This window comes from Noviherbaspirillum sp. FW303-A3 (assembly GCF_058788695.1).
The window spans coordinates 3,385,062-3,402,032 of record NZ_JBYTAZ010000001.1; the positions used below are offsets into that span (position 1 = coordinate 3,385,062).

Here is a 16,971-nt window from a genome sequence, read left to right on the forward strand (position 1 = left end):
ACCGAATCGAAAACTCAATAAATCGTTCTTTTTGAAGGATATCTAAAATGGCAAAAGGCAAGTTTGAGCGGACCAAGCCGCACGTGAATGTAGGCACGATCGGTCACGTTGACCATGGCAAGACCACGCTGACCGCGGCAATCGCGACGGTGCTGTCGGCCAAGTTCGGCGGCGAAGCGAAGAAGTACGACGAAATCGATGCGGCGCCGGAAGAAAAGGCACGCGGCATTACCATCAACACCGCGCACGTCGAGTACGAGACCGCCAACCGCCACTACGCCCACGTTGACTGCCCCGGCCACGCCGACTACGTCAAGAACATGATTACCGGCGCAGCGCAGATGGACGGCGCGATCCTGGTGTGCTCCGCTGCTGACGGCCCGATGCCGCAGACCCGCGAACACATCCTGCTGGCCCGCCAGGTCGGTGTGCCGTACATCATCGTGTTCCTGAACAAGTGCGACATGGTCGACGACGCCGAGCTGCTCGAGCTGGTCGAAATGGAAGTGCGCGAGCTCCTGTCCAAGTACGAATTCCCTGGCGACGATCTGCCGATCGTGCGCGGTTCGGCCAAGCTGGCGCTGGAAGGCGACAAGGGCGACCTGGGCGAAGGCGCGATCATGAAGCTGGCCGAAGCGCTGGACACCTACATCCCGACGCCGGAGCGTGCCATTGACGGCGCCTTCCTGATGCCGGTGGAAGACGTGTTCTCGATCTCTGGCCGCGGCACCGTGGTGACCGGTCGCGTCGAGCGCGGCATCATCAAGGTCGGCGAAGAAATCGAAATCGTCGGCATCCGCGACACCCAGAAGACCACCTGCACCGGCGTGGAAATGTTCCGCAAGCTGCTGGACCAGGGTCAAGCGGGCGACAACGTCGGCGTGCTGCTGCGCGGTACCAAGCGTGAAGACGTTGAGCGTGGCCAGGTTCTGGCCAAGCCGGGTTCGATCAAGCCGCACAGCCACTTCACGGGCGAGATCTACGTTCTGTCGAAGGATGAAGGCGGTCGTCACACCCCGTTCTTCAACAACTACCGTCCGCAGTTCTACTTCCGTACCACGGACGTGACCGGCGCGATCGAACTGCCGGCAGGCAAAGAGATGGTCATGCCGGGCGACAACGTGTCGATCACTGTGAAGCTGATCAACCCGATCGCGATGGAAGAGGGTCTGCGCTTCGCAATCCGCGAAGGCGGCCGTACCGTCGGCGCCGGCGTCGTTGCCAAGATCATCGAGTAATTTGGTTGCAGGATTTAACCGCTCTTTGACTAAATACTGCCGCGGGTGAGCACTCGCCCGCGGCTCGCTCTTTTAAGGACAAAACCATGCAAAACCAGAAAATCCGCATCCGCCTGAAGGCATTCGACTATCGCCTGATCGACCAGTCCGCACTGGAAATCGTCGACACCGCGAAGCGTACCGGCGCAGTGGTCAAGGGCCCGGTTCCGCTGCCGACCCGCATCCAGCGTTTCGACATTCTGCGTTCGCCGCACGTCAACAAGACTTCGCGCGACCAGTTCGAAATCCGCACCCACCAGCGCCTGATGGACATCGTCGACCCGACCGACAAGACGGTTGACGCCCTGATGAAGCTGGACCTGCCGGCTGGCGTGGACGTCGAAATCAAACTGCAGTAATCGTTGTAACCCCGCACATACCACAATTTTCCGATTTGGTGGATTGTGGAATGAAAAAATGCGGGTTATAATGCTCGGCTTCGGTATTGGCGCGGCAATCCGTGCCAATACGTTTTTGTAGTACAAACATCAGCCCCGCCCAATCGCAGGCGGGAATGGAGAAAACAATGAGCCTAGGCCTTGTTGGTCGCAAGGTTGGTATGATGCGCATCTTCACGGATGACGGGGATACGATTCCTGTTACCGTGCTGGACGTGTCGAACAACCGCGTGACGCAAATCAAAACCGACGAAACAGACGGCTACACCTCTGTTCAGGTCACCTTCGGTCAGCGCCGTGCTTCCCGCGTTAATAAAGCGGCAGCCGGTCACCTCGCAAAAGCAGGTGTTGAAGCTGGTACCGTCCTCAAAGAATTCCGTATCGATGCAGCGAAAGCTGCCGAACTGAAGGCCGGCGACACCATCGCCGTCACCATGTTCGAAGCTGGCCAGAAGGTCGACGTGCAAGGCGTGTCGATCGGTAAGGGCTACGCCGGTACGATCAAGCGCTACAACTTCGGTTCCGGTCGCGCAACCCACGGTAACTCCCGTTCGCACAACGTGCCGGGTTCCATCGGTATGGCGCAGGATCCGGGTCGCGTTTTCCCGGGTAAGCGCATGACCGGTCACATGGGTGACGTTACCACCACCGTGCAAAACCTCGAAATCGCTCGCGTTGACGCTGAGCGCCAGCTGTTGCTGGTCAAGGGTGCGGTGCCGGGTGCCAAGAACGGTGAAGTGATCGTTCGTCCCGCTGTCAAAGTCAAAGCAAAGAAGGGAGCCTAATCGATGGAACTCAAGCTCCTGAATGACCAGGGTCAAGCTGCTTCCAACGTCGCTGCGCCGGATACCATTTTCGGCCGTGACTACAACGAAGCGCTGATTCACCAGGTCGTGGTTGCCTACCAGGCAAACGCTCGCAGCGGCAACCGCAAGCAAAAAGACCGTGAAGAAGTCAGTCACACGACCAAGAAGCCGTGGCGTCAAAAGGGTACGGGCCGCGCTCGTGCCGGTATGTCGTCCTCGCCGCTGTGGCGTGGTGGTGGTCGCATCTTCCCGAACAGCCCCGACGAGAACTTCTCGCACAAGGTCAACAAGAAGATGTATCGCGCAGGTGTCTGCTCGATCCTCTCCCAGCTGGCTCGCGAAGACCGCCTGTCGGTTATTGAAGGCCTGTCGGTTGATGCGCCGAAGACCAAGCTGCTCGCGCAAAAGCTCAAGGGCATGGGTCTGGACTCCGTGCTGGTAATTACCGACAACCTCGACGAAAACCTGCTGCTCGCTTCGCGCAATCTGCCGAACGTGCTGGTCGTCGAGCCGCGTCATGCCGATCCCGTTTCGCTGGTGTTCTTCAAGAAGGTTCTGATCACCAAGCCGGCGTTGGCCAAGATTGAGGAGATGCTGGCATGAACGCAGTCGTTAAGCACAGCGAAGAGCGCCTGATGAAAGTGCTGCTGGCTCCGGTAATTTCGGAGAAGGCCACCTTCGTCGCAGAACGTAATGAACAAGTTGTTTTCCGCGTCGCTCCGGACGCAACCAAGCCGGAAATCAAGGCGGCTGTCGAGTTGCTGTTCAAGGTGCAAGTGGATTCGGTGCAAGTCGTGAACCGCCAGGGCAAGCAAAAGCGCTCCGGTCGTTTCACTGGCCGCCGCAACCATACGCGTCAGGCATATGTCTGCCTGAAGCCCGGCCAGGAAATCAACTTCACCGAGGAGGCTAAATAATGGCACTCGTGAAAATGAAACCGACGTCGGCCGGTCGCCGTGGCATGGTCAAGGTCGTCAATCCCGACCTGTACAAAGGCCGCCCGTTTGACGCCCTCGTCGAGAAGAAGTCCAAGACCGCTGGTCGTAACAACAACGGTCGCATCACCACCCGCCACATCGGCGGTGGCCACAAGCAGCATTACCGCGTTGTCGACTTCCGTCGCAACAAGGATGGCATTCCGGCCAAGGTCGAGCGTATCGAATACGACCCGAACCGTACCGCGCATATCGCCCTGCTGTGCTACGCCGACGGCGAGCGCAAGTACATCATCGCCCCGAAGGGCGTTGCTGTCGGCGATCAGCTGATGAATGGCTCCGAAGCGCCGATCAAGGCCGGTAACTGCCTCCCGATCCGCAACATCCCGGTCGGCACCACGATGCACTGCGTCGAAATGCTGCCTGGCAAGGGCGCGCAGATGGCGCGTACCGCAGGTGCAGGCGTCGTCCTGATGGCCCGCGAAGGCACTTACGCCCAGGTTCGCCTGCGTTCCGGCGAAGTCCGCCGCGTGCACATCGAGTGCCGCGCAACGGTTGGCGAAGTCGGTAACGGTGAGCACAACCTGCGCAAGATCGGCAAGGCCGGTGCAACGCGTTGGCGCGGTATCCGCCCGACGGTTCGTGGCGTCGTCATGAACCCGATCGACCACCCGCACGGTGGTGGCGAAGGCCGCACTTCTGCAGGCCGTCACCCGGTATCGCCGTGGGGCCAGCAGACCAAGGGCAAGAAGACGCGTCGCAACAAGCGCACGACTTCGATGATCGTCTCGCGCCGTGGCAAGAAATAAGGGGTAACACATGACACGTTCATTGAAAAAAGGGCCGTTCTGTGACGCCCACCTGATCAAGAAGGTCGAAGCTGCGCAAGCGTCGAAAGACAAGAAGCCGATCAAGACTTGGTCCCGTCGTTCGACGATCATGCCGGATTTCATTGGCCTGACGATCGCGGTGCATAACGGCAAGCAGCACGTGCCGGTCTATGTGTCTGAAAACATGGTTGGTCACAAGCTCGGCGAATTCGCGCTGACCCGTACGTTCAAGGGTCACGCCGCCGACAAGAAGGCCAAGAAATAAGGTGCGATGATGGAAACTAAAGCTATTCTCCGTGGCGCACGCCTGTCGGAACAGAAGGGCCGCCTTGTTGCAGACATGATTCGTGGCAAGAAGGTTGACCAGGCACTGAATATCCTGGCCTTCAGCCCGAAAAAAGGTGCTGCGATCATCAAAGGTGTGCTCGAGTCCGCAATCGCGAACGCCGAACACAATGATGGTGCTGACATCGACGAACTGCGCGTCAAGACGATCTACGTCGAACGTGGCGCTTTCCTGAAGCGCTTCATTGCACGCGCAAAGGGTCGTGGCGATCGCATCTCGAAGCAAACCTGTCACATCTACGTGACTGTCGGTAACTAAGGAGTCACGATGGGACAGAAAATTCATCCGACCGGTTTCCGTCTTTCGGTTACGCGTAACTGGGGTTCCCGTTGGTATGCTGGCAATGGCAACTTTGCCTCCATGCTCAACGAAGACCTGACCGTCCGCACCTACCTGAAGAAGAAACTGAAGAACGCTTCGGTTGGCCGCATCGTTATCGAGCGTCCGGCGAAGAACGCACGCATCACCATTTTCAGCTCCCGTCCGGGCGTTGTGATTGGCAAGAAGGGCGAGGACATCGAAGTCCTGAAGTCCGACCTGACCAAGATGATGGGCGTGCCGGTTCACGTCAATATCGAAGAAATCCGCAAGCCGGAAGTCGACGCTCAGCTGATCGCTGACTCGATCGCCCAGCAGCTCGAAAAGCGCATCATGTTCCGCCGCGCAATGAAGCGCGCGATGCAGAACGCCATGCGTCTCGGCGCCCAGGGCATCAAGATCATGTCGTCTGGTCGTCTGAACGGCATCGAAATCGCTCGTAAAGAGTGGTATCGCGAAGGCCGTGTGCCCCTGCACACCCTGCGTGCCGACATCGACTACGGTTTTGGCGAAGCGGAAACGACCTACGGCATCATCGGTATCAAGGTCTGGGTCTACAAGGGCGATCGTCTGGCAAGCGGCGAAGCACCGACCATCGAGGCACCGGTTGAAGACGACAAGAAGCGTCGCGGCCCGCGTCGTGACGATGGCAAACCGGGCGGCCGTCCGCGCGCCAAGAAGGCTGAGGGTTCCGAAGGAACTTCAGCCACTACTCCGGCTGCGAAGCGTGTTCGTGCCCCGAAGAAGGCTGACGGCGCTGCACCGGCTGAGAAAGCAGGAGAATAACCATGCTGCAACCAGCACGCAGGAAGTATCGTAAAGAGCAAAAAGGCCGCAACAAGGGCATTTCGCACGAGCGCGGCACTGCCGTCTCGTTCGGCGAATTTGGCCTGAAGGCGGTCGGTCGCGGCCGTATCACGGCCCGCCAGATTGAAGCGGCACGTCGTGCAATGACGCGTCACATCAAGCGCGGCGGCCGTATCTGGATCCGCGTTTTCCCGGACAAGCCGATCTCCCAGAAGCCCGCCGAAGTCCGTATGGGTAACGGTAAGGGTAACCCGGAGTACTACGTGGCCGAAATCCAGCCGGGCAAGGTGTTGTACGAGATGGATGGTGTTGATGAATCGTTGGCTCGCGAGGCGTTCCGCCTGGCAGCTGCCAAGCTTCCGCTGGCAACGACCTTCGTTCTGCGCCAAGTCGGCCAATAATAGGAGTGAAACATGAAAGCATCTGAACTCCGCGGCAAGGATCAGGCGGCTCTGCAAAAAGAGCTGAACGAGTTGCTCAAGGCGCAATTCAGCCTGCGTATGCAAGTCGCAACGCAGCAACTGAACAACACCGCGCAACTCAAGAAGGTGCGCCGCGACATCGCGCGCGTGAAGACGGTCATGAATCAGAAGGACGCCAAATAATGAACGATCAAGTGAAACAGTCGCTCAAGCGCACCCTGATTGGCAAGGTTGTGTCCGACAAGATGGACAAGACCGTGACCGTGCTCGTTGAGCGCCGCGTCAAGCACCCGCTGTACGGCAAGATCGTCGTGAAGTCGAACAAGTACCATGCTCACGACGAAACCAACCAGGTGAAAGAAGGCGATACCGTGGAAATCACGGAAGGTCGCCCGATTTCCAAGACGAAGGCCTGGTCGGTGACCCGTGTGGTCCAGACCGCGCAAATCGTCTAAATAGTAGTTGCGGGCCCGGCATTTTGGTGTCATAATGCTGGGCTTGGTTCTTGTTAAGTATTAACGAGGCCATTTGCAGTGCCCTGCAGTTCGAAAGATTCGCGCAGTTGGTAATTGCGCAGCAGTAGTTTTTGTAACCGTCCACCTAATCGGCTCGGCTTAGCAAGGTCGGCTGACAGGACCAAGACTGACCGCGATCCCGCGTTGGGCGGATGAGCGGATTAAGTTGGGAAAGAAAATACTATGATTCAAACTGAAAGCCGGCTCGAAGTGGCCGACAACACGGGTGCGCGTGAAGTCCTGTGCATTAAGGTGCTGGGTGGTTCCAAGCGCCGTTACGCCAGCATCGGCGACGTCATCAAGGTGACGGTAAAAGACGCTGCTCCGCGTGGTCGCGTGAAAAAGGGCGAGATTTACAACGCTGTCGTCGTTCGTACCGCTAAGGGCGTGCGTCGTCAGGATGGCTCGCTGGTCAAGTTCGATGGCAACGCTGCAGTGTTGCTGAATAATAAGCTTGAGCCGATCGGCACCCGTATTTTCGGGCCGGTGACGCGCGAGCTGCGTACCGAGCGCTTCATGAAGATCGTGTCGCTCGCGCCTGAAGTTCTGTAAGGAGTCCAGTCGTGGATAAGATTCGGAAGAATGACGAAGTCATCGTCCTGACCGGTAAGGATAAGGGCAAGCGTGGCCTGGTCAAGCAGCGCGTCAGCGCTGATTACGTGGTTGTCGAGGGTGTGAATGTTGCCAAGAAGGCCGTTCGCCCGAACCCGATGACCGGTGCTACTGGCGGCATCGTTGACAAGCTGATGCCAATTCACGTCTCCAACGTTGCATTGTTCAATGCGGCGACTGGCAAGGCAGATAGCGTGGGCTTCAAGATCGTGGACGGCAAGAAGGTTCGCGTCTACAAGTCCAGCGGCGAAGTCGTTAAGGTGTAAGACATCATGGCCCGTCTCCAACAATTCTATAAAGATAAAGTCGTCTCCGACCTGACCAGCAAGTTTGGTTACAAGTCGGTGATGGAAGTCCCGCGCCTGACCAAGATTACCCTGAACATGGGTCTGTCGGAAGCGGTTGCGGACAAGAAGATCATCGAGCACGCTGTCGGCGACCTGACCAAGATCGCTGGCCAGAAGCCGGTTGTGACCAAGGCTCGCAAGGCGATCGCAGGCTTCAAGATTCGCGAAGGCTATCCGATCGGTTGCATGGTGACCCTCCGTGGTGCGCGCATGTACGAATTCTTGGATCGCCTGATCACCGTCGCGCTGCCGCGCGTCCGTGACTTCCGTGGCGTGTCCGGTCGTGCGTTCGACGGTCGTGGCAACTACAACATCGGTGTGAAAGAGCAGATCATTTTTCCCGAAATTGAGTACGACAAGATCGACGCGCTGCGTGGCATGAACATCAGCATCACCACGACTGCGAAGACCGACGACGAAGCGAAAGCGCTCCTCGCCGCATTTAAATTCCCGTTCAGAAACTGAGGCTGCCATGGCAAAACTGGCACTGATTAACCGTGAACAAAAGCGCGCTGCCCTGGTAAAGAAGTATGCAGGCAAGCGTGCCGAGTTGAAGGCAATCATCGACGATCAATCGAAATCGGAAGAAGAGCGCTATGAAGCGCGCCTGAAGCTTCAGGCGCTGCCGCGCAACGCGAATCCGACCCGTCAGCGCAATCGTTGCGCTCTGACCGGTCGTCCCCGCGGCACTTTCCGCAAGTTCGGTTTGGCCCGTATCAAGATCCGTGAAATCGCCATGCGCGGCGAGATTCCGGGTGTAACCAAAGCTAGCTGGTAATAGGAGAACAAGCAATGAGTATGAGCGATCCTATCGCCGATATGCTGACCCGTATCCGCAACGCCCAAGGTGTGCAGAAGACCACGGTTGCAATGCCGTCGTCCAAAGTCAAGGTGGCGATTGCCAACGTCCTGAAGGACGAGGGTTACATCGAAGATTACGCAGTTTCCGAAGCAGACGGCAAGGCAGAACTGAAGATCGGCCTGAAGTACTATGCCGGCCGTCCGGTTATCGAGCGTCTCGAGCGCGTATCCCGCCCCGGCCTGCGTATTTACAAGGGCAAGGATGATATTCCGCAAGTGATGAACGGCCTTGGTGTGGCGATTGTCTCCACGCCGAAGGGTGTGATGACAGACCGCAAAGCGCGCGCGACCGGTGTCGGTGGCGAAGTCATTTGCTACGTGGCCTAAGGAGTGCAAGATGTCTCGTGTAGGTAAAATGCCGATTGCACTGCCGAAGGGCGCGGAAGCGTCCATCGCTGCAGAGCAAATCACTGTGAAGGGCCCGCTGGGCACGCTGAGCCAGTCCCTGAACGGCCTGGTCAAGATTGAAAACGACAACGGCACGCTGAAGTTTTCGCCGGCTAATGACAGCCGCGAAGCCAACGCAATGTCGGGCACCCTGCGTGCACTCGTGAACAATATGGTCAATGGCGTGACCAAGGGCTTCGAGCGCAAACTTTCGCTGGTTGGCGTGGGTTATCGTGCTCAGGCTCAAGGCGACAAGCTGAACCTGTCGCTCGGTTTCTCCCACCCGGTCGTGCACCAGATGCCCGCCGGTGTGAAGGTTGAAACGCCGTCGCAGACCGAAATCGTGATCAAGGGTGTCGACAAGCAGAAGGTCGGTCAGACCGCTGCCGAAATCCGCGCCTACCGCAGCCCGGAGCCGTACAAGGGCAAGGGCGTCCGCTATGTGGACGAAGTGGTAGTGATCAAAGAAACCAAGAAGAAGTAATAGGGGTTGACGATGGACAAGAAACAATCACGTCTGCGCCGCGCACGCCAAACTCGCGCGAAGATCGCAGAGTTGAAGGTAAATCGCCTGGCCGTGCATCGCACCAACCTGCACATTTACGCAAACATCATTGGTCCGGACGCCACGGTTCTGGCATCTGCCTCCACGCTGGAAGCGGAAGTGCGTCAGGAATTGGCTGGCAAGTCGGGCAAGGGCGGTAACGCCGCAGCGGCTGCCCTGGTTGGCAAACGCGTCGCAGAGAAGGCCCTGAAGGCCGGTATCTCCGAAGTTGCGTTCGATCGTTCCGGTTTCCGCTATCACGGCCGTGTCAAGGCCGTGGCGGATGCGGCACGTGAAGCCGGTCTGAAGTTCTAAGGAAGAATCGTCATGGCAAAAATGCAAGCAAAGACGCAGCAAGGCGAAGAGCGCGACGACGGCATGCGGGAAAAGATGATTGCGGTCAACCGCGTGACCAAAGTGGTCAAGGGCGGCCGTATCATGGGTTTCGCAGCGCTGACCGTGGTCGGTGACGGCGATGGCCGTATCGGCATGGGCAAGGGCAAGTCGAAGGAAGTGCCGGTTGCTGTGCAGAAGGCAATGGAAGAAGCCCGCCGCAAGATGATCAAGGTAACGCTCAAGAACGGCACGTTGCAGCATACCGTGACCGGCAAGCATGGCGCGTCTACCGTGATGATTTCGCCGGCTAAGGATGGTACCGGTGTTATCGCCGGCGGCCCGATGCGCGCGATCTTCGAAGTGATGGGCGTGACCAACGTCGTGGCAAAGTCCTACGGCTCGACCAACCCGTATAACATGGTTCGCGCCACGTTGAACGGTCTGGCAAACATGAACACCCCGTCGGAAATTGCTGCCAAGCGTGGCAAGTCCGTTGAAGAAATTCTGGGTTAAGGTGATCCGAATGGCAAACACAATCAAAGTGAAACTGGTCAAAGGCTTGATCGGCACTCGCCAGGACCATCGCGCCACCGTACGCGGCCTCGGCCTGCGTCGTGTGAATTCGGTTTCGGAGCTGCAAGACACGCCGGCAGTCCGCGGCATGATCAACAAGGTTTCGTATCTCGTGAAAGTGGTGTCGTAAGCCGACGGCTTGCGAACGGAGCAAATCATGGAATTGAACAACATTCAACCGGCTGACGGCGCCAAGCACGCTAAGCGTCGCGTCGGTCGCGGTATCGGTTCGGGCCTGGGCAAGACTGCCGGCCGCGGCCACAAGGGTCAAAAATCGCGTTCCGGCGGTTTCCACAAGGTCGGTTTCGAAGGCGGTCAGATGCCTCTGCAGCGTCGTCTGCCGAAGCGCGGCTTCAAGTCGCTGGCAACGCCGTTCAAGGCTGAAGTGCGCTTGGGCGACCTGGAAAAGCTGCCCGTCGCAGAGATCGACATGCTGGCACTGAAGCAGGCAGGTCTGGTTTCCGAGCTGGCTCGCGTCGTGCGCATCATCAAGGCCGGCGAGATCAGCAAGAAAGTCACGGTCACGGGTTTGATCGCGACCAAGGGTGCCAAGGCTGCCATTGAAGCTGCTGGTGGTACGGTTGCTTAAGCAGCCGGTTAGTTCGGAGCAATAATTGGCGACGACACCGCAACTCGCAAAAAGTGCAGCAAGCGGTTTTCCGTGGGGACGACTCTGGTTCCTGCTTGCTGCGTTAGTTGTTTATCGTATCGGCGCTCACATTCCCGTTCCGGGGATTGATCCCGATCAGCTGGCAGAGCTGTTCCGGCAGAATCAGGGTGGCATCCTCGGGATGTTCAACATGTTCTCCGGCGGTGCGCTGTCGCGCTTCACGATCTTCGCGCTGGGTATCATGCCGTACATCTCGGCATCGATCATTATGCAGCTGATGTCGATCGTGTCGCCGCAACTGGAGGCACTGAAGAAGGAAGGCGAAGCCGGCCGTCGCAAGATTACGCAGTACACGCGTTATGGGACGCTGGTACTGGCAACGTTCCAGGCGCTTGGAATTGCAGTCGCGCTGGAGTCGCAGGCAGGTCTCGTGATTGATCCGGGTCTGGCTTTCCGCTTCACCACTGTAGTGACGCTGGTGACGGGTACGATGTTCCTGATGTGGCTGGGTGAACAGATCACCGAGCGCGGATTGGGGAATGGTATCTCGATCATCATCTTCGCTGGTATCGCGGCGGGCTTGCCGAGTGCAATCGGCGGACTCTTCGAGTTGGTACGTACCGGATCGATGAATGCACTGTCGGCAATTCTGATCTGTGTGATCGTGGCGGCCGTGACGTTCTTGGTCGTGTTCATTGAACGTGGCCAGCGCAAGATCCTGGTTAATTACGCGAAGCGCCAGGTTGGTAACAAGATTTACGGTGGTCAAAGCAGTCACCTGCCACTGAAGTTGAATATGGCCGGTGTGATCCCGCCGATTTTCGCATCGTCGATCATTCTGTTTCCGGCGACGATCACGAGCTGGTTTACAACGGGTGATACGAGCAATCCTTTTGTTCGTTTCCTCAAGGACCTGGCGGCATCGCTGGCTCCGGGTGAACCGATTCACGCGTTGCTGTATGCAGGTGCGATTGTGTTCTTTTGCTTTTTCTATACCGCTCTGGTATTCAATAGCAAAGAGACCGCAGACAATTTGAAGAAGAGTGGTGCGTTTGTTCCGGGTATTCGTCCGGGCGACCAGACGGCACGTTACATCGACAAGATCCTGATGCGTCTGACGCTGGTGGGTGCGGTGTACATCACGCTGGTGTGCTTGCTGCCGGAATTCCTGATCGCTCGCTGGAAGGTGCCGTTCTACTTTGGCGGTACGTCGCTGCTGATTATCGTTGTGGTGACGATGGACTTCATGGCGCAGGTTCAGAATTACGTGATGTCGCAGCAATACGAATCACTGCTTCGTAAAGCGAATTTCAAGGGCGGCATGCCGACGCGGTGATCGGAAGCCCAAGGCGACAGAGCGAATGGCAAAAGACGACGTAATTCAGATGCAGGGTGAGATTCTCGAGAATCTTCCGAATGCAACATTTCGAGTCAAGTTGGAAAACGGGCACGTTGTCCTCGGACATATTTCCGGCAAGATGCGGATGAACTATATCCGCATCCTGCCTGGCGATAAGGTCACGGTGGAATTGACGCCCTATGATTTGAGCCGGGCACGGATTGTGTTCCGTACGAAGTAAGTAACAAGTAACCAAAAGCTAGAAAGAGGGCAAAAATGAAAGTGCTCGCATCAGTCAAGCGGATCTGCCGCAACTGTAAGATCATCAAGCGCAAGGGCGTTGTTCGTGTCATCTGCACCGAACCGCGTCACAAGCAGCGCCAAGGTTAATTAACGTTATTGATCGAGGAATAACGAATGGCACGTATTGCAGGGGTGAATATCCCCAATCACCAACACACCGTTATCGGCTTGACAGCGATTTATGGTATTGGCCGTCCGCGCGCGGAAGACATCTGCGAAAAGACGGGTGTCCCGACCACCAAGAAGGTCAAGGATCTGGACGATAACGAGCTGGAAAAGCTGCGCGACGAAGTAGGCAAGTTCGTCGTTGAAGGTGACCTGCGTCGTGAAGTCTCGATGAGCATCAAGCGTCTGATGGACTTGGGTTGCTATCGTGGCCTGCGCCATCGCAAGGGTCTGCCGGTCCGTGGCCAGCGTACCCGCACCAACGCCCGCACCCGCAAGGGTCCGCGCAAGGCAGCGCAGTCGCTGAAGAAGTAATCCAGCGCAGTTTGACTCGTAGTCGGATTCAAGGAAATCAACATGGCAAAAGCCCCGAATAACGCCGCAGCAGCACGCGTGCGTAAGAAAGTTAAAAAGAACGTTGCCGAAGGCATCGCGCATATCCACGCGTCCTTCAACAACACCATCATCACCATTACCGACCGCCAGGGCAACGCTCTGTCGTGGGCAACTTCCGGTGGTGCTGGCTTCAAGGGTTCGCGTAAGTCGACCCCGTTCGCAGCGCAGGTTGCGGCCGAAGCGGCAGGCAAGGTTGCCATCGAGTGCGGCGTGAAGAATCTGGAAGTTCGCATTAAGGGCCCGGGCCCGGGTCGCGAGTCTGCAGTTCGCGCGCTGAACAGCCTCGGTATCAAGATTACCCAAATCCAGGATGTGACGCCGGTTCCGCACAACGGCTGCCGTCCGCCGAAGCGCCGTCGCATCTAATTGCTCGACGCTGTAGTTGCAGTAAAGCTGCCCGCCATATACTATGGCGGGCTTTGTACTTAAGACCACCGTCTGATTGCAGGCAGATCAGACTAGCGCCTGGCAGCTTGTTTCGCTGAAATGAACTGGTCGGGGCGTCATTCAATAAAAGGAAATCAACGTGGCACGTTATATCGGACCGAAAGCAAAACTCTCCCGCCGTGAAGGCACCGACCTGTTCCTGAAGAGCGCGCGTCGTTCGCTGGACTCCAAGTGCAAGCTGGACTCCAAGCCGGGCCAGCATGGCCGCACTTCCGGTGCGCGTACCTCCGACTACGGCAACCAGCTGCGCGAAAAGCAGAAGGTCAAGCGTATGTACGGTATTCTTGAGCGCCAGTTCCGTCGTTACTTTGCCGAGGCAGACCGCCGCAAAGGCAATACCGGCGAGAACCTGCTGAAGCTGCTCGAATCCCGTCTGGACAACGTCGCATACCGCATGGGCTTTGGCTCTACCCGTTCTGAGGCACGCCAGTTGGTCAGCCACAAGGCGCTGACCGTCAACGGCACCGTCGTCAACATCGCTTCCTATCTGGTCAAGCCGGGCGACGTCGTTGCTGTGCGTGAAAAGGCCAAGAAACAGGCTCGTATCGTCGAGGCACTGTCCCTGGCAGAGCAGAGCGGCATGCCGTCCTGGGTCGCTGTTGATGCCAAGAAGATGGAAGGCACCTTCAAGTCCATGCCGGATCGCACCGAGATCGCCAACGACGTCAACGAATCGCTGATCGTCGAACTTTACTCGCGTTAATTCGCTTTTCTTCGCCCGCCCTGTCATCTGGCAGGGCGGGTTTCTTTGTAATGCCATCAGCCTTATCGGTGTAACGAGCCGAGGGTATTGAAAAGGACATTTCATGCAAAACAGTCTGTTGAAACCCCGTATTATCGAAGTTGAGGCACTTGCTGCCGGCCAAGCAAAAGTGGTGATGGAGCCGTTCGAACGCGGCTACGGCCATACGCTCGGCAACGCGCTGCGCCGCGTCCTGCTGTCGTCGATGGTTGGCTATGCGCCGACCGAAGTGACGATCGCCGGTGTCGTGCACGAGTATTCGTCGCTGGACGGTGTGCAGGAAGACGTCGTCGACATGCTGCTGAATCTCAAGGGTGTGGTGTTCAAGCTGCACAACCGCGATGAAGTTACGCTGACCCTGAAGAAGGAAGGCGAAGGCGCGGTAATGGCATCGGATATCGATCTCCCGCACGACGTTGAGCTGATCAATCCGGATCACGTGATTGCGCACCTGACCGCTGGTGGCAAGCTGGACATGCAGATCAAGGTTGAAAAGGGCCGCGGCTATGTGCCGGGCAACGTTCGCCGCCTGTCGGAAGACGCGAACAAGACCATCGGCCGCATCATTCTGGATGCATCGTTCTCGCCGGTTCGTCGCGTCTCCTATGCTGTCGAGTCCGCTCGTGTGGAACAGCGTACCGACCTCGATAAGCTGGTCATGAACATCGAAACCAACGGCGTGATTTCGCCGGAAGAGGCGATCCGCCAGTCCGCACGCGTGCTGGTTGACCAGCTGAACGTGTTCGCTGCACTGGAAGGCACGGAAGCAACCGCGGAAGCACCGTCGCGTGCTCCGGCTGTTGATCCGATCCTGCTGCGTCCGGTCGACGACCTCGAACTCACCGTCCGTTCCGCAAACTGCCTGAAGGCCGAGAACATTTACTACATCGGCGACCTGATCCAGCGCAGCGAAAACGAACTGCTCAAGACCCCGAACCTGGGTCGCAAGTCCCTGAACGAAATCAAGGAAGTGCTGGCATCCCGTGGTCTGACCCTGGGCATGAAGCTCGAGAACTGGCCGCCGGCTGGCCTGGAGAAGTAATTCGGTTGGAGCGGCTGCGGCCGCTCCTTCCCATATCAAGCAGTATCGTAACAACAAGACTTACCGGCCCGCGATCGGCCTGTGCCGATCGATAGAAGAGCTGGATTCAAACTCAAACTGAAAGGAACTACCATGCGTCACCGTCACGGCCTCCGTAAACTGAATCGTACTTCGTCGCACCGCCTCGCGATGCTGCGCAACATGACCGTTTCCCTGCTGCGCCACGAAGCCATCAAGACCACGCTGCCGAAGGCGAAGGAACTGCGCCGCGTCGTCGAGCCTATCATCACCCTGGGCAAGACCGACAGCCTGTCCAACAAGCGCCTGGCTTTCAACCGTCTGCGCGACCGCGAAATCGTGGTCAAGCTGTTCGCTGAAATCGGCCCGCGCTATGCAGCCCGCAACGGCGGCTATCTGCGTATCCTGAAAATGGGTTTCCGTCAGGGCGACAATGCGCCGATGGCATTTGTCGAGCTGGTCGACCGTCCGGAAATCAGCGATGAGGCAGAAGTGCCGAGCGCCGAGTAATTGGGATCGCGTCAATCGCAAAAAAAGCCAGGCATTGCCTGGCTTTTTTGTTTTTACCGGCTGATGCCTTGTTCAATCTTGTTCAGCAGCGCCGGTGCTGACTTTTCGTTTGTGGCAAGATGTCTTCTTTTGGGCTGAGGTACCGTTTCGGGATGAGTGAATTCGACATTCTCTCTGTGGCTAACCTGCGCAAGTCGTATGGCAACGGCGAATCGAAGAGCGTGGTTGTGGATGGATTGTCGTTCAGTCTGCGACGCGGCGAATGCTATGGATTGCTGGGGCCGAACGGCGCCGGCAAGACGACTACGCTCAGGCTGTGCCTGGGCCTGACGGCTCCTGATAGTGGCGAGATCCGACTGGTGGGGCGGAGCATCCCGCAAGATGCTCGACCGGCCCGGTTGCGGGTGGGGGTTGTGCCGCAGGCGGACAATCTCGATCCCGATTTCACCGTTGAGGAAAACCTGCTGGTGTTCGGGCGCTACTTCGGTATCAGTGACCAGGAAATCAAGGCTCGCATCCCGAAGCTGCTGGAATTCGCCAGCCTGACAGCCAAGAAGGATGCGCACATCATCGAACTGTCGGGGGGCATGAAGCGTCGCCTGACGCTCGCGCGCTCGCTTGTGAACGATCCGGACCTGATCTTTATGGACGAACCGACCACCGGACTGGATCCACAGGCGCGGCACATGATCTGGGATCGGCTGAAGACGCTCCTGAATGAGGGCAAGACGATCGTCCTGACCACGCATTTCATGGATGAGGCCGAGCGCCTGTGCGACCGGCTTGCGGTCATCGATCACGGCCAGATGATTGCGGAGGGGTCGCCGCGCGATCTCATCGGGCAACATATCGAGGCGGAAGTGGTCGAAGTGTATGGCGACAATGCCGTGGCCTGGGGCGAGAGGGAAGGACGTGCGAAGGCGGCGCGCATCGAAGTCAGCGGGGAGACGGTCTTCTGCTATACCAACGATGCGCAGTCATTGCTGGCAAGCCTGCACACGACGGAAGGCGTGCGTTATCTTCACCGGCCCGCGAATCTGGAGGACTTGTTCTTGAAGCTGACCGGAAGGGAAATGAGGGATTGA

General features: G+C 57.8%; 31 protein-coding genes. All 31 read left to right on the plus strand.

Going from position 1 to position 16,971, the window contains the following annotated elements; all coding sequences use genetic code 11:
- The first annotated feature begins 47 nt into the window (after positions 1 to 47).
- The 31 genes from tuf to AC3WOY_RS16415 all read left to right on the plus strand — a co-directional run bounded on the left by tuf (position 48) and on the right by AC3WOY_RS16415 (position 16,971).
- Entirely contained in the window at positions 48 to 1,238 is a 1,191-nt protein-coding gene (tuf, locus tag AC3WOY_RS16265; protein ID WP_492425584.1) for an elongation factor Tu, read from the plus strand.
- A gap of 86 nt (positions 1,239 to 1,324) precedes the next feature.
- Positions 1,325 to 1,636: a 30S ribosomal protein S10 gene (gene rpsJ / locus AC3WOY_RS16270; protein WP_019139724.1), complete on the plus strand. Its 312-nt coding sequence runs from the start codon at positions 1,325 to 1,327 to the stop codon at positions 1,634 to 1,636.
- A gap of 155 nt (positions 1,637 to 1,791) precedes the next feature.
- On the plus strand, positions 1,792 to 2,460 hold the full coding sequence (gene rplC / locus AC3WOY_RS16275) for a 50S ribosomal protein L3 (RefSeq protein WP_492425604.1): 669 nt from the start codon (positions 1,792 to 1,794) through the stop codon (positions 2,458 to 2,460).
- Positions 2,461 to 2,463: 3 nt separating this feature from the next.
- Positions 2,464 to 3,084, plus strand: coding sequence for a 50S ribosomal protein L4 (gene rplD, locus AC3WOY_RS16280; protein ID WP_492425607.1), 621 nt, complete (start codon positions 2,464 to 2,466; stop codon positions 3,082 to 3,084).
- Positions 3,081 to 3,398 (plus strand): 50S ribosomal protein L23, encoded by a 318-nt coding sequence (rplW, locus tag AC3WOY_RS16285; protein ID WP_088710711.1) that lies wholly within the window; start codon positions 3,081 to 3,083, stop codon positions 3,396 to 3,398. The genes rplD and rplW overlap by 4 nt, the downstream gene beginning before the upstream one ends.
- Positions 3,398 to 4,225 (plus strand): 50S ribosomal protein L2, encoded by an 828-nt coding sequence (gene rplB / locus AC3WOY_RS16290; RefSeq protein WP_420474764.1) that lies wholly within the window; start codon positions 3,398 to 3,400, stop codon positions 4,223 to 4,225. Before rplW ends, rplB begins: the two co-directional genes overlap by 1 nt.
- A gap of 10 nt (positions 4,226 to 4,235) precedes the next feature.
- Entirely contained in the window at positions 4,236 to 4,511 is a 276-nt protein-coding gene (rpsS, locus tag AC3WOY_RS16295) for a 30S ribosomal protein S19 (RefSeq protein WP_088710709.1), read from the plus strand.
- Between the two features lie 6 nt (positions 4,512 to 4,517).
- Positions 4,518 to 4,850, plus strand: coding sequence for a 50S ribosomal protein L22 (gene rplV / locus AC3WOY_RS16300; protein WP_324898701.1), 333 nt, complete (start codon positions 4,518 to 4,520; stop codon positions 4,848 to 4,850).
- Between the two features lie 9 nt (positions 4,851 to 4,859).
- Positions 4,860 to 5,696: a 30S ribosomal protein S3 gene (gene rpsC / locus AC3WOY_RS16305; protein ID WP_492425611.1), complete on the plus strand. Its 837-nt coding sequence runs from the start codon at positions 4,860 to 4,862 to the stop codon at positions 5,694 to 5,696.
- A 2-nt stretch (positions 5,697 to 5,698) separates the two neighbouring features.
- Positions 5,699 to 6,118 carry a 50S ribosomal protein L16 gene (rplP, locus tag AC3WOY_RS16310; protein ID WP_492425613.1) on the plus strand — a complete coding sequence of 140 codons (420 nt, stop codon included), beginning with the start codon at positions 5,699 to 5,701 and terminating at the stop codon, positions 6,116 to 6,118.
- A gap of 12 nt (positions 6,119 to 6,130) precedes the next feature.
- Positions 6,131 to 6,322 carry a 50S ribosomal protein L29 gene (gene rpmC, locus AC3WOY_RS16315; RefSeq protein ID WP_088710706.1) on the plus strand — a complete coding sequence of 64 codons (192 nt, stop codon included), beginning with the start codon at positions 6,131 to 6,133 and terminating at the stop codon, positions 6,320 to 6,322.
- A complete protein-coding gene (rpsQ, locus tag AC3WOY_RS16320; protein WP_324898694.1) occupies positions 6,322 to 6,594 on the plus strand; it encodes a 30S ribosomal protein S17 in 273 nt (90 codons plus the stop codon). The genes rpmC and rpsQ overlap by 1 nt, the downstream gene beginning before the upstream one ends.
- Before the next feature lie 243 nt (positions 6,595 to 6,837).
- Entirely contained in the window at positions 6,838 to 7,206 is a 369-nt protein-coding gene (gene rplN / locus AC3WOY_RS16325; protein ID WP_088710704.1) for a 50S ribosomal protein L14, read from the plus strand.
- A gap of 11 nt (positions 7,207 to 7,217) precedes the next feature.
- Complete coding sequence (gene rplX, locus AC3WOY_RS16330; protein WP_420474765.1) at positions 7,218 to 7,532, plus strand: 50S ribosomal protein L24; 315 nt, start codon at positions 7,218 to 7,220, stop codon at positions 7,530 to 7,532.
- Between the two features lie 6 nt (positions 7,533 to 7,538).
- Positions 7,539 to 8,078, plus strand: a complete 540-nt coding sequence (gene rplE, locus AC3WOY_RS16335; protein ID WP_331940958.1) for a 50S ribosomal protein L5 — start codon at positions 7,539 to 7,541, stop codon at positions 8,076 to 8,078.
- Between the two features lie 7 nt (positions 8,079 to 8,085).
- Positions 8,086 to 8,391: a 30S ribosomal protein S14 gene (rpsN, locus tag AC3WOY_RS16340; RefSeq protein ID WP_420474766.1), complete on the plus strand. Its 306-nt coding sequence runs from the start codon at positions 8,086 to 8,088 to the stop codon at positions 8,389 to 8,391.
- 14 nt (positions 8,392 to 8,405) lie between these two features.
- Positions 8,406 to 8,801, plus strand: coding sequence for a 30S ribosomal protein S8 (gene rpsH / locus AC3WOY_RS16345; protein WP_492425618.1), 396 nt, complete (start codon positions 8,406 to 8,408; stop codon positions 8,799 to 8,801).
- Between the two features lie 10 nt (positions 8,802 to 8,811).
- Positions 8,812 to 9,345 carry a 50S ribosomal protein L6 gene (gene rplF / locus AC3WOY_RS16350; RefSeq protein WP_492425620.1) on the plus strand — a complete coding sequence of 178 codons (534 nt, stop codon included), beginning with the start codon at positions 8,812 to 8,814 and terminating at the stop codon, positions 9,343 to 9,345.
- A 12-nt stretch (positions 9,346 to 9,357) separates the two neighbouring features.
- Positions 9,358 to 9,720, plus strand: coding sequence for a 50S ribosomal protein L18 (rplR, locus tag AC3WOY_RS16355; RefSeq protein WP_492425622.1), 363 nt, complete (start codon positions 9,358 to 9,360; stop codon positions 9,718 to 9,720).
- A 12-nt stretch (positions 9,721 to 9,732) separates the two neighbouring features.
- Positions 9,733 to 10,254, plus strand: a complete 522-nt coding sequence (gene rpsE / locus AC3WOY_RS16360) for a 30S ribosomal protein S5 (protein ID WP_420474770.1) — start codon at positions 9,733 to 9,735, stop codon at positions 10,252 to 10,254.
- Between the two features lie 10 nt (positions 10,255 to 10,264).
- Complete coding sequence (gene rpmD / locus AC3WOY_RS16365) at positions 10,265 to 10,444, plus strand: 50S ribosomal protein L30 (protein WP_040039196.1); 180 nt, start codon at positions 10,265 to 10,267, stop codon at positions 10,442 to 10,444.
- Between the two features lie 27 nt (positions 10,445 to 10,471).
- Positions 10,472 to 10,903, plus strand: a complete 432-nt coding sequence (rplO, locus tag AC3WOY_RS16370) for a 50S ribosomal protein L15 (RefSeq protein WP_492425625.1) — start codon at positions 10,472 to 10,474, stop codon at positions 10,901 to 10,903.
- 25 nt (positions 10,904 to 10,928) lie between these two features.
- Positions 10,929 to 12,260, plus strand: coding sequence for a preprotein translocase subunit SecY (gene secY / locus AC3WOY_RS16375; protein WP_492425627.1), 1,332 nt, complete (start codon positions 10,929 to 10,931; stop codon positions 12,258 to 12,260).
- A 25-nt stretch (positions 12,261 to 12,285) separates the two neighbouring features.
- Positions 12,286 to 12,504 carry a translation initiation factor IF-1 gene (infA, locus tag AC3WOY_RS16380; RefSeq protein WP_005663428.1) on the plus strand — a complete coding sequence of 73 codons (219 nt, stop codon included), beginning with the start codon at positions 12,286 to 12,288 and terminating at the stop codon, positions 12,502 to 12,504.
- 35 nt (positions 12,505 to 12,539) lie between these two features.
- Positions 12,540 to 12,653, plus strand: a complete 114-nt coding sequence (rpmJ, locus tag AC3WOY_RS16385; protein ID WP_014004415.1) for a 50S ribosomal protein L36 — start codon at positions 12,540 to 12,542, stop codon at positions 12,651 to 12,653.
- Positions 12,654 to 12,680: 27 nt separating this feature from the next.
- Entirely contained in the window at positions 12,681 to 13,046 is a 366-nt protein-coding gene (gene rpsM / locus AC3WOY_RS16390; protein WP_492425629.1) for a 30S ribosomal protein S13, read from the plus strand.
- A gap of 42 nt (positions 13,047 to 13,088) precedes the next feature.
- Positions 13,089 to 13,493 (plus strand): 30S ribosomal protein S11, encoded by a 405-nt coding sequence (gene rpsK, locus AC3WOY_RS16395; protein WP_324898666.1) that lies wholly within the window; start codon positions 13,089 to 13,091, stop codon positions 13,491 to 13,493.
- 160 nt (positions 13,494 to 13,653) lie between these two features.
- On the plus strand, positions 13,654 to 14,277 hold the full coding sequence (rpsD, locus tag AC3WOY_RS16400; protein WP_492425630.1) for a 30S ribosomal protein S4: 624 nt from the start codon (positions 13,654 to 13,656) through the stop codon (positions 14,275 to 14,277).
- A gap of 103 nt (positions 14,278 to 14,380) precedes the next feature.
- Entirely contained in the window at positions 14,381 to 15,358 is a 978-nt protein-coding gene (locus tag AC3WOY_RS16405) for a DNA-directed RNA polymerase subunit alpha (protein ID WP_420474775.1), read from the plus strand.
- Between the two features lie 132 nt (positions 15,359 to 15,490).
- Positions 15,491 to 15,886 (plus strand): 50S ribosomal protein L17, encoded by a 396-nt coding sequence (gene rplQ / locus AC3WOY_RS16410; RefSeq protein ID WP_420474776.1) that lies wholly within the window; start codon positions 15,491 to 15,493, stop codon positions 15,884 to 15,886.
- 152 nt (positions 15,887 to 16,038) lie between these two features.
- On the plus strand, positions 16,039 to 16,971 hold the full coding sequence (locus AC3WOY_RS16415) for an ATP-binding cassette domain-containing protein (RefSeq protein WP_492425631.1): 933 nt from the start codon (positions 16,039 to 16,041) through the stop codon (positions 16,969 to 16,971).

Coding starts and splice junctions, on each gene's coding strand:
- rpmD (WP_040039196.1), top strand. CDS start 10,265: ATGGCAAACACAATCAAAGTGAAACTGGTCAAAGGCTTGATCGGCACT.
- rpsQ (WP_324898694.1), top strand. CDS start 6,322: ATGAACGATCAAGTGAAACAGTCGCTCAAGCGCACCCTGATTGGCAAG.
- rplP (WP_492425613.1), top strand. CDS start 5,699: ATGCTGCAACCAGCACGCAGGAAGTATCGTAAAGAGCAAAAAGGCCGC.
- AC3WOY_RS16405 (WP_420474775.1), top strand. CDS start 14,381: ATGCAAAACAGTCTGTTGAAACCCCGTATTATCGAAGTTGAGGCACTT.
- rpsN (WP_420474766.1), top strand. CDS start 8,086: ATGGCAAAACTGGCACTGATTAACCGTGAACAAAAGCGCGCTGCCCTG.
- rplV (WP_324898701.1), top strand. CDS start 4,518: ATGATGGAAACTAAAGCTATTCTCCGTGGCGCACGCCTGTCGGAACAG.
- rplN (WP_088710704.1), top strand. CDS start 6,838: ATGATTCAAACTGAAAGCCGGCTCGAAGTGGCCGACAACACGGGTGCG.
- rpmJ (WP_014004415.1), top strand. CDS start 12,540: ATGAAAGTGCTCGCATCAGTCAAGCGGATCTGCCGCAACTGTAAGATC.
- rpsE (WP_420474770.1), top strand. CDS start 9,733: ATGGCAAAAATGCAAGCAAAGACGCAGCAAGGCGAAGAGCGCGACGAC.
- rpsC (WP_492425611.1), top strand. CDS start 4,860: ATGGGACAGAAAATTCATCCGACCGGTTTCCGTCTTTCGGTTACGCGT.
- infA (WP_005663428.1), top strand. CDS start 12,286: ATGGCAAAAGACGACGTAATTCAGATGCAGGGTGAGATTCTCGAGAAT.
- rpsH (WP_492425618.1), top strand. CDS start 8,406: ATGAGTATGAGCGATCCTATCGCCGATATGCTGACCCGTATCCGCAAC.
- rplB (WP_420474764.1), top strand. CDS start 3,398: ATGGCACTCGTGAAAATGAAACCGACGTCGGCCGGTCGCCGTGGCATG.
- rplW (WP_088710711.1), top strand. CDS start 3,081: ATGAACGCAGTCGTTAAGCACAGCGAAGAGCGCCTGATGAAAGTGCTG.
- rpmC (WP_088710706.1), top strand. CDS start 6,131: ATGAAAGCATCTGAACTCCGCGGCAAGGATCAGGCGGCTCTGCAAAAA.
- rplE (WP_331940958.1), top strand. CDS start 7,539: ATGGCCCGTCTCCAACAATTCTATAAAGATAAAGTCGTCTCCGACCTG.
- rpsJ (WP_019139724.1), top strand. CDS start 1,325: ATGCAAAACCAGAAAATCCGCATCCGCCTGAAGGCATTCGACTATCGC.
- rplC (WP_492425604.1), top strand. CDS start 1,792: ATGGAGAAAACAATGAGCCTAGGCCTTGTTGGTCGCAAGGTTGGTATG.
- rplD (WP_492425607.1), top strand. CDS start 2,464: ATGGAACTCAAGCTCCTGAATGACCAGGGTCAAGCTGCTTCCAACGTC.
- rplQ (WP_420474776.1), top strand. CDS start 15,491: ATGCGTCACCGTCACGGCCTCCGTAAACTGAATCGTACTTCGTCGCAC.
- tuf (WP_492425584.1), top strand. CDS start 48: ATGGCAAAAGGCAAGTTTGAGCGGACCAAGCCGCACGTGAATGTAGGC.
- AC3WOY_RS16415 (WP_492425631.1), top strand. CDS start 16,039: ATGAGTGAATTCGACATTCTCTCTGTGGCTAACCTGCGCAAGTCGTAT.
- rplR (WP_492425622.1), top strand. CDS start 9,358: ATGGACAAGAAACAATCACGTCTGCGCCGCGCACGCCAAACTCGCGCG.
- rpsM (WP_492425629.1), top strand. CDS start 12,681: ATGGCACGTATTGCAGGGGTGAATATCCCCAATCACCAACACACCGTT.
- rpsK (WP_324898666.1), top strand. CDS start 13,089: ATGGCAAAAGCCCCGAATAACGCCGCAGCAGCACGCGTGCGTAAGAAA.
- rplF (WP_492425620.1), top strand. CDS start 8,812: ATGTCTCGTGTAGGTAAAATGCCGATTGCACTGCCGAAGGGCGCGGAA.
- rpsS (WP_088710709.1), top strand. CDS start 4,236: ATGACACGTTCATTGAAAAAAGGGCCGTTCTGTGACGCCCACCTGATC.
- rplO (WP_492425625.1), top strand. CDS start 10,472: ATGGAATTGAACAACATTCAACCGGCTGACGGCGCCAAGCACGCTAAG.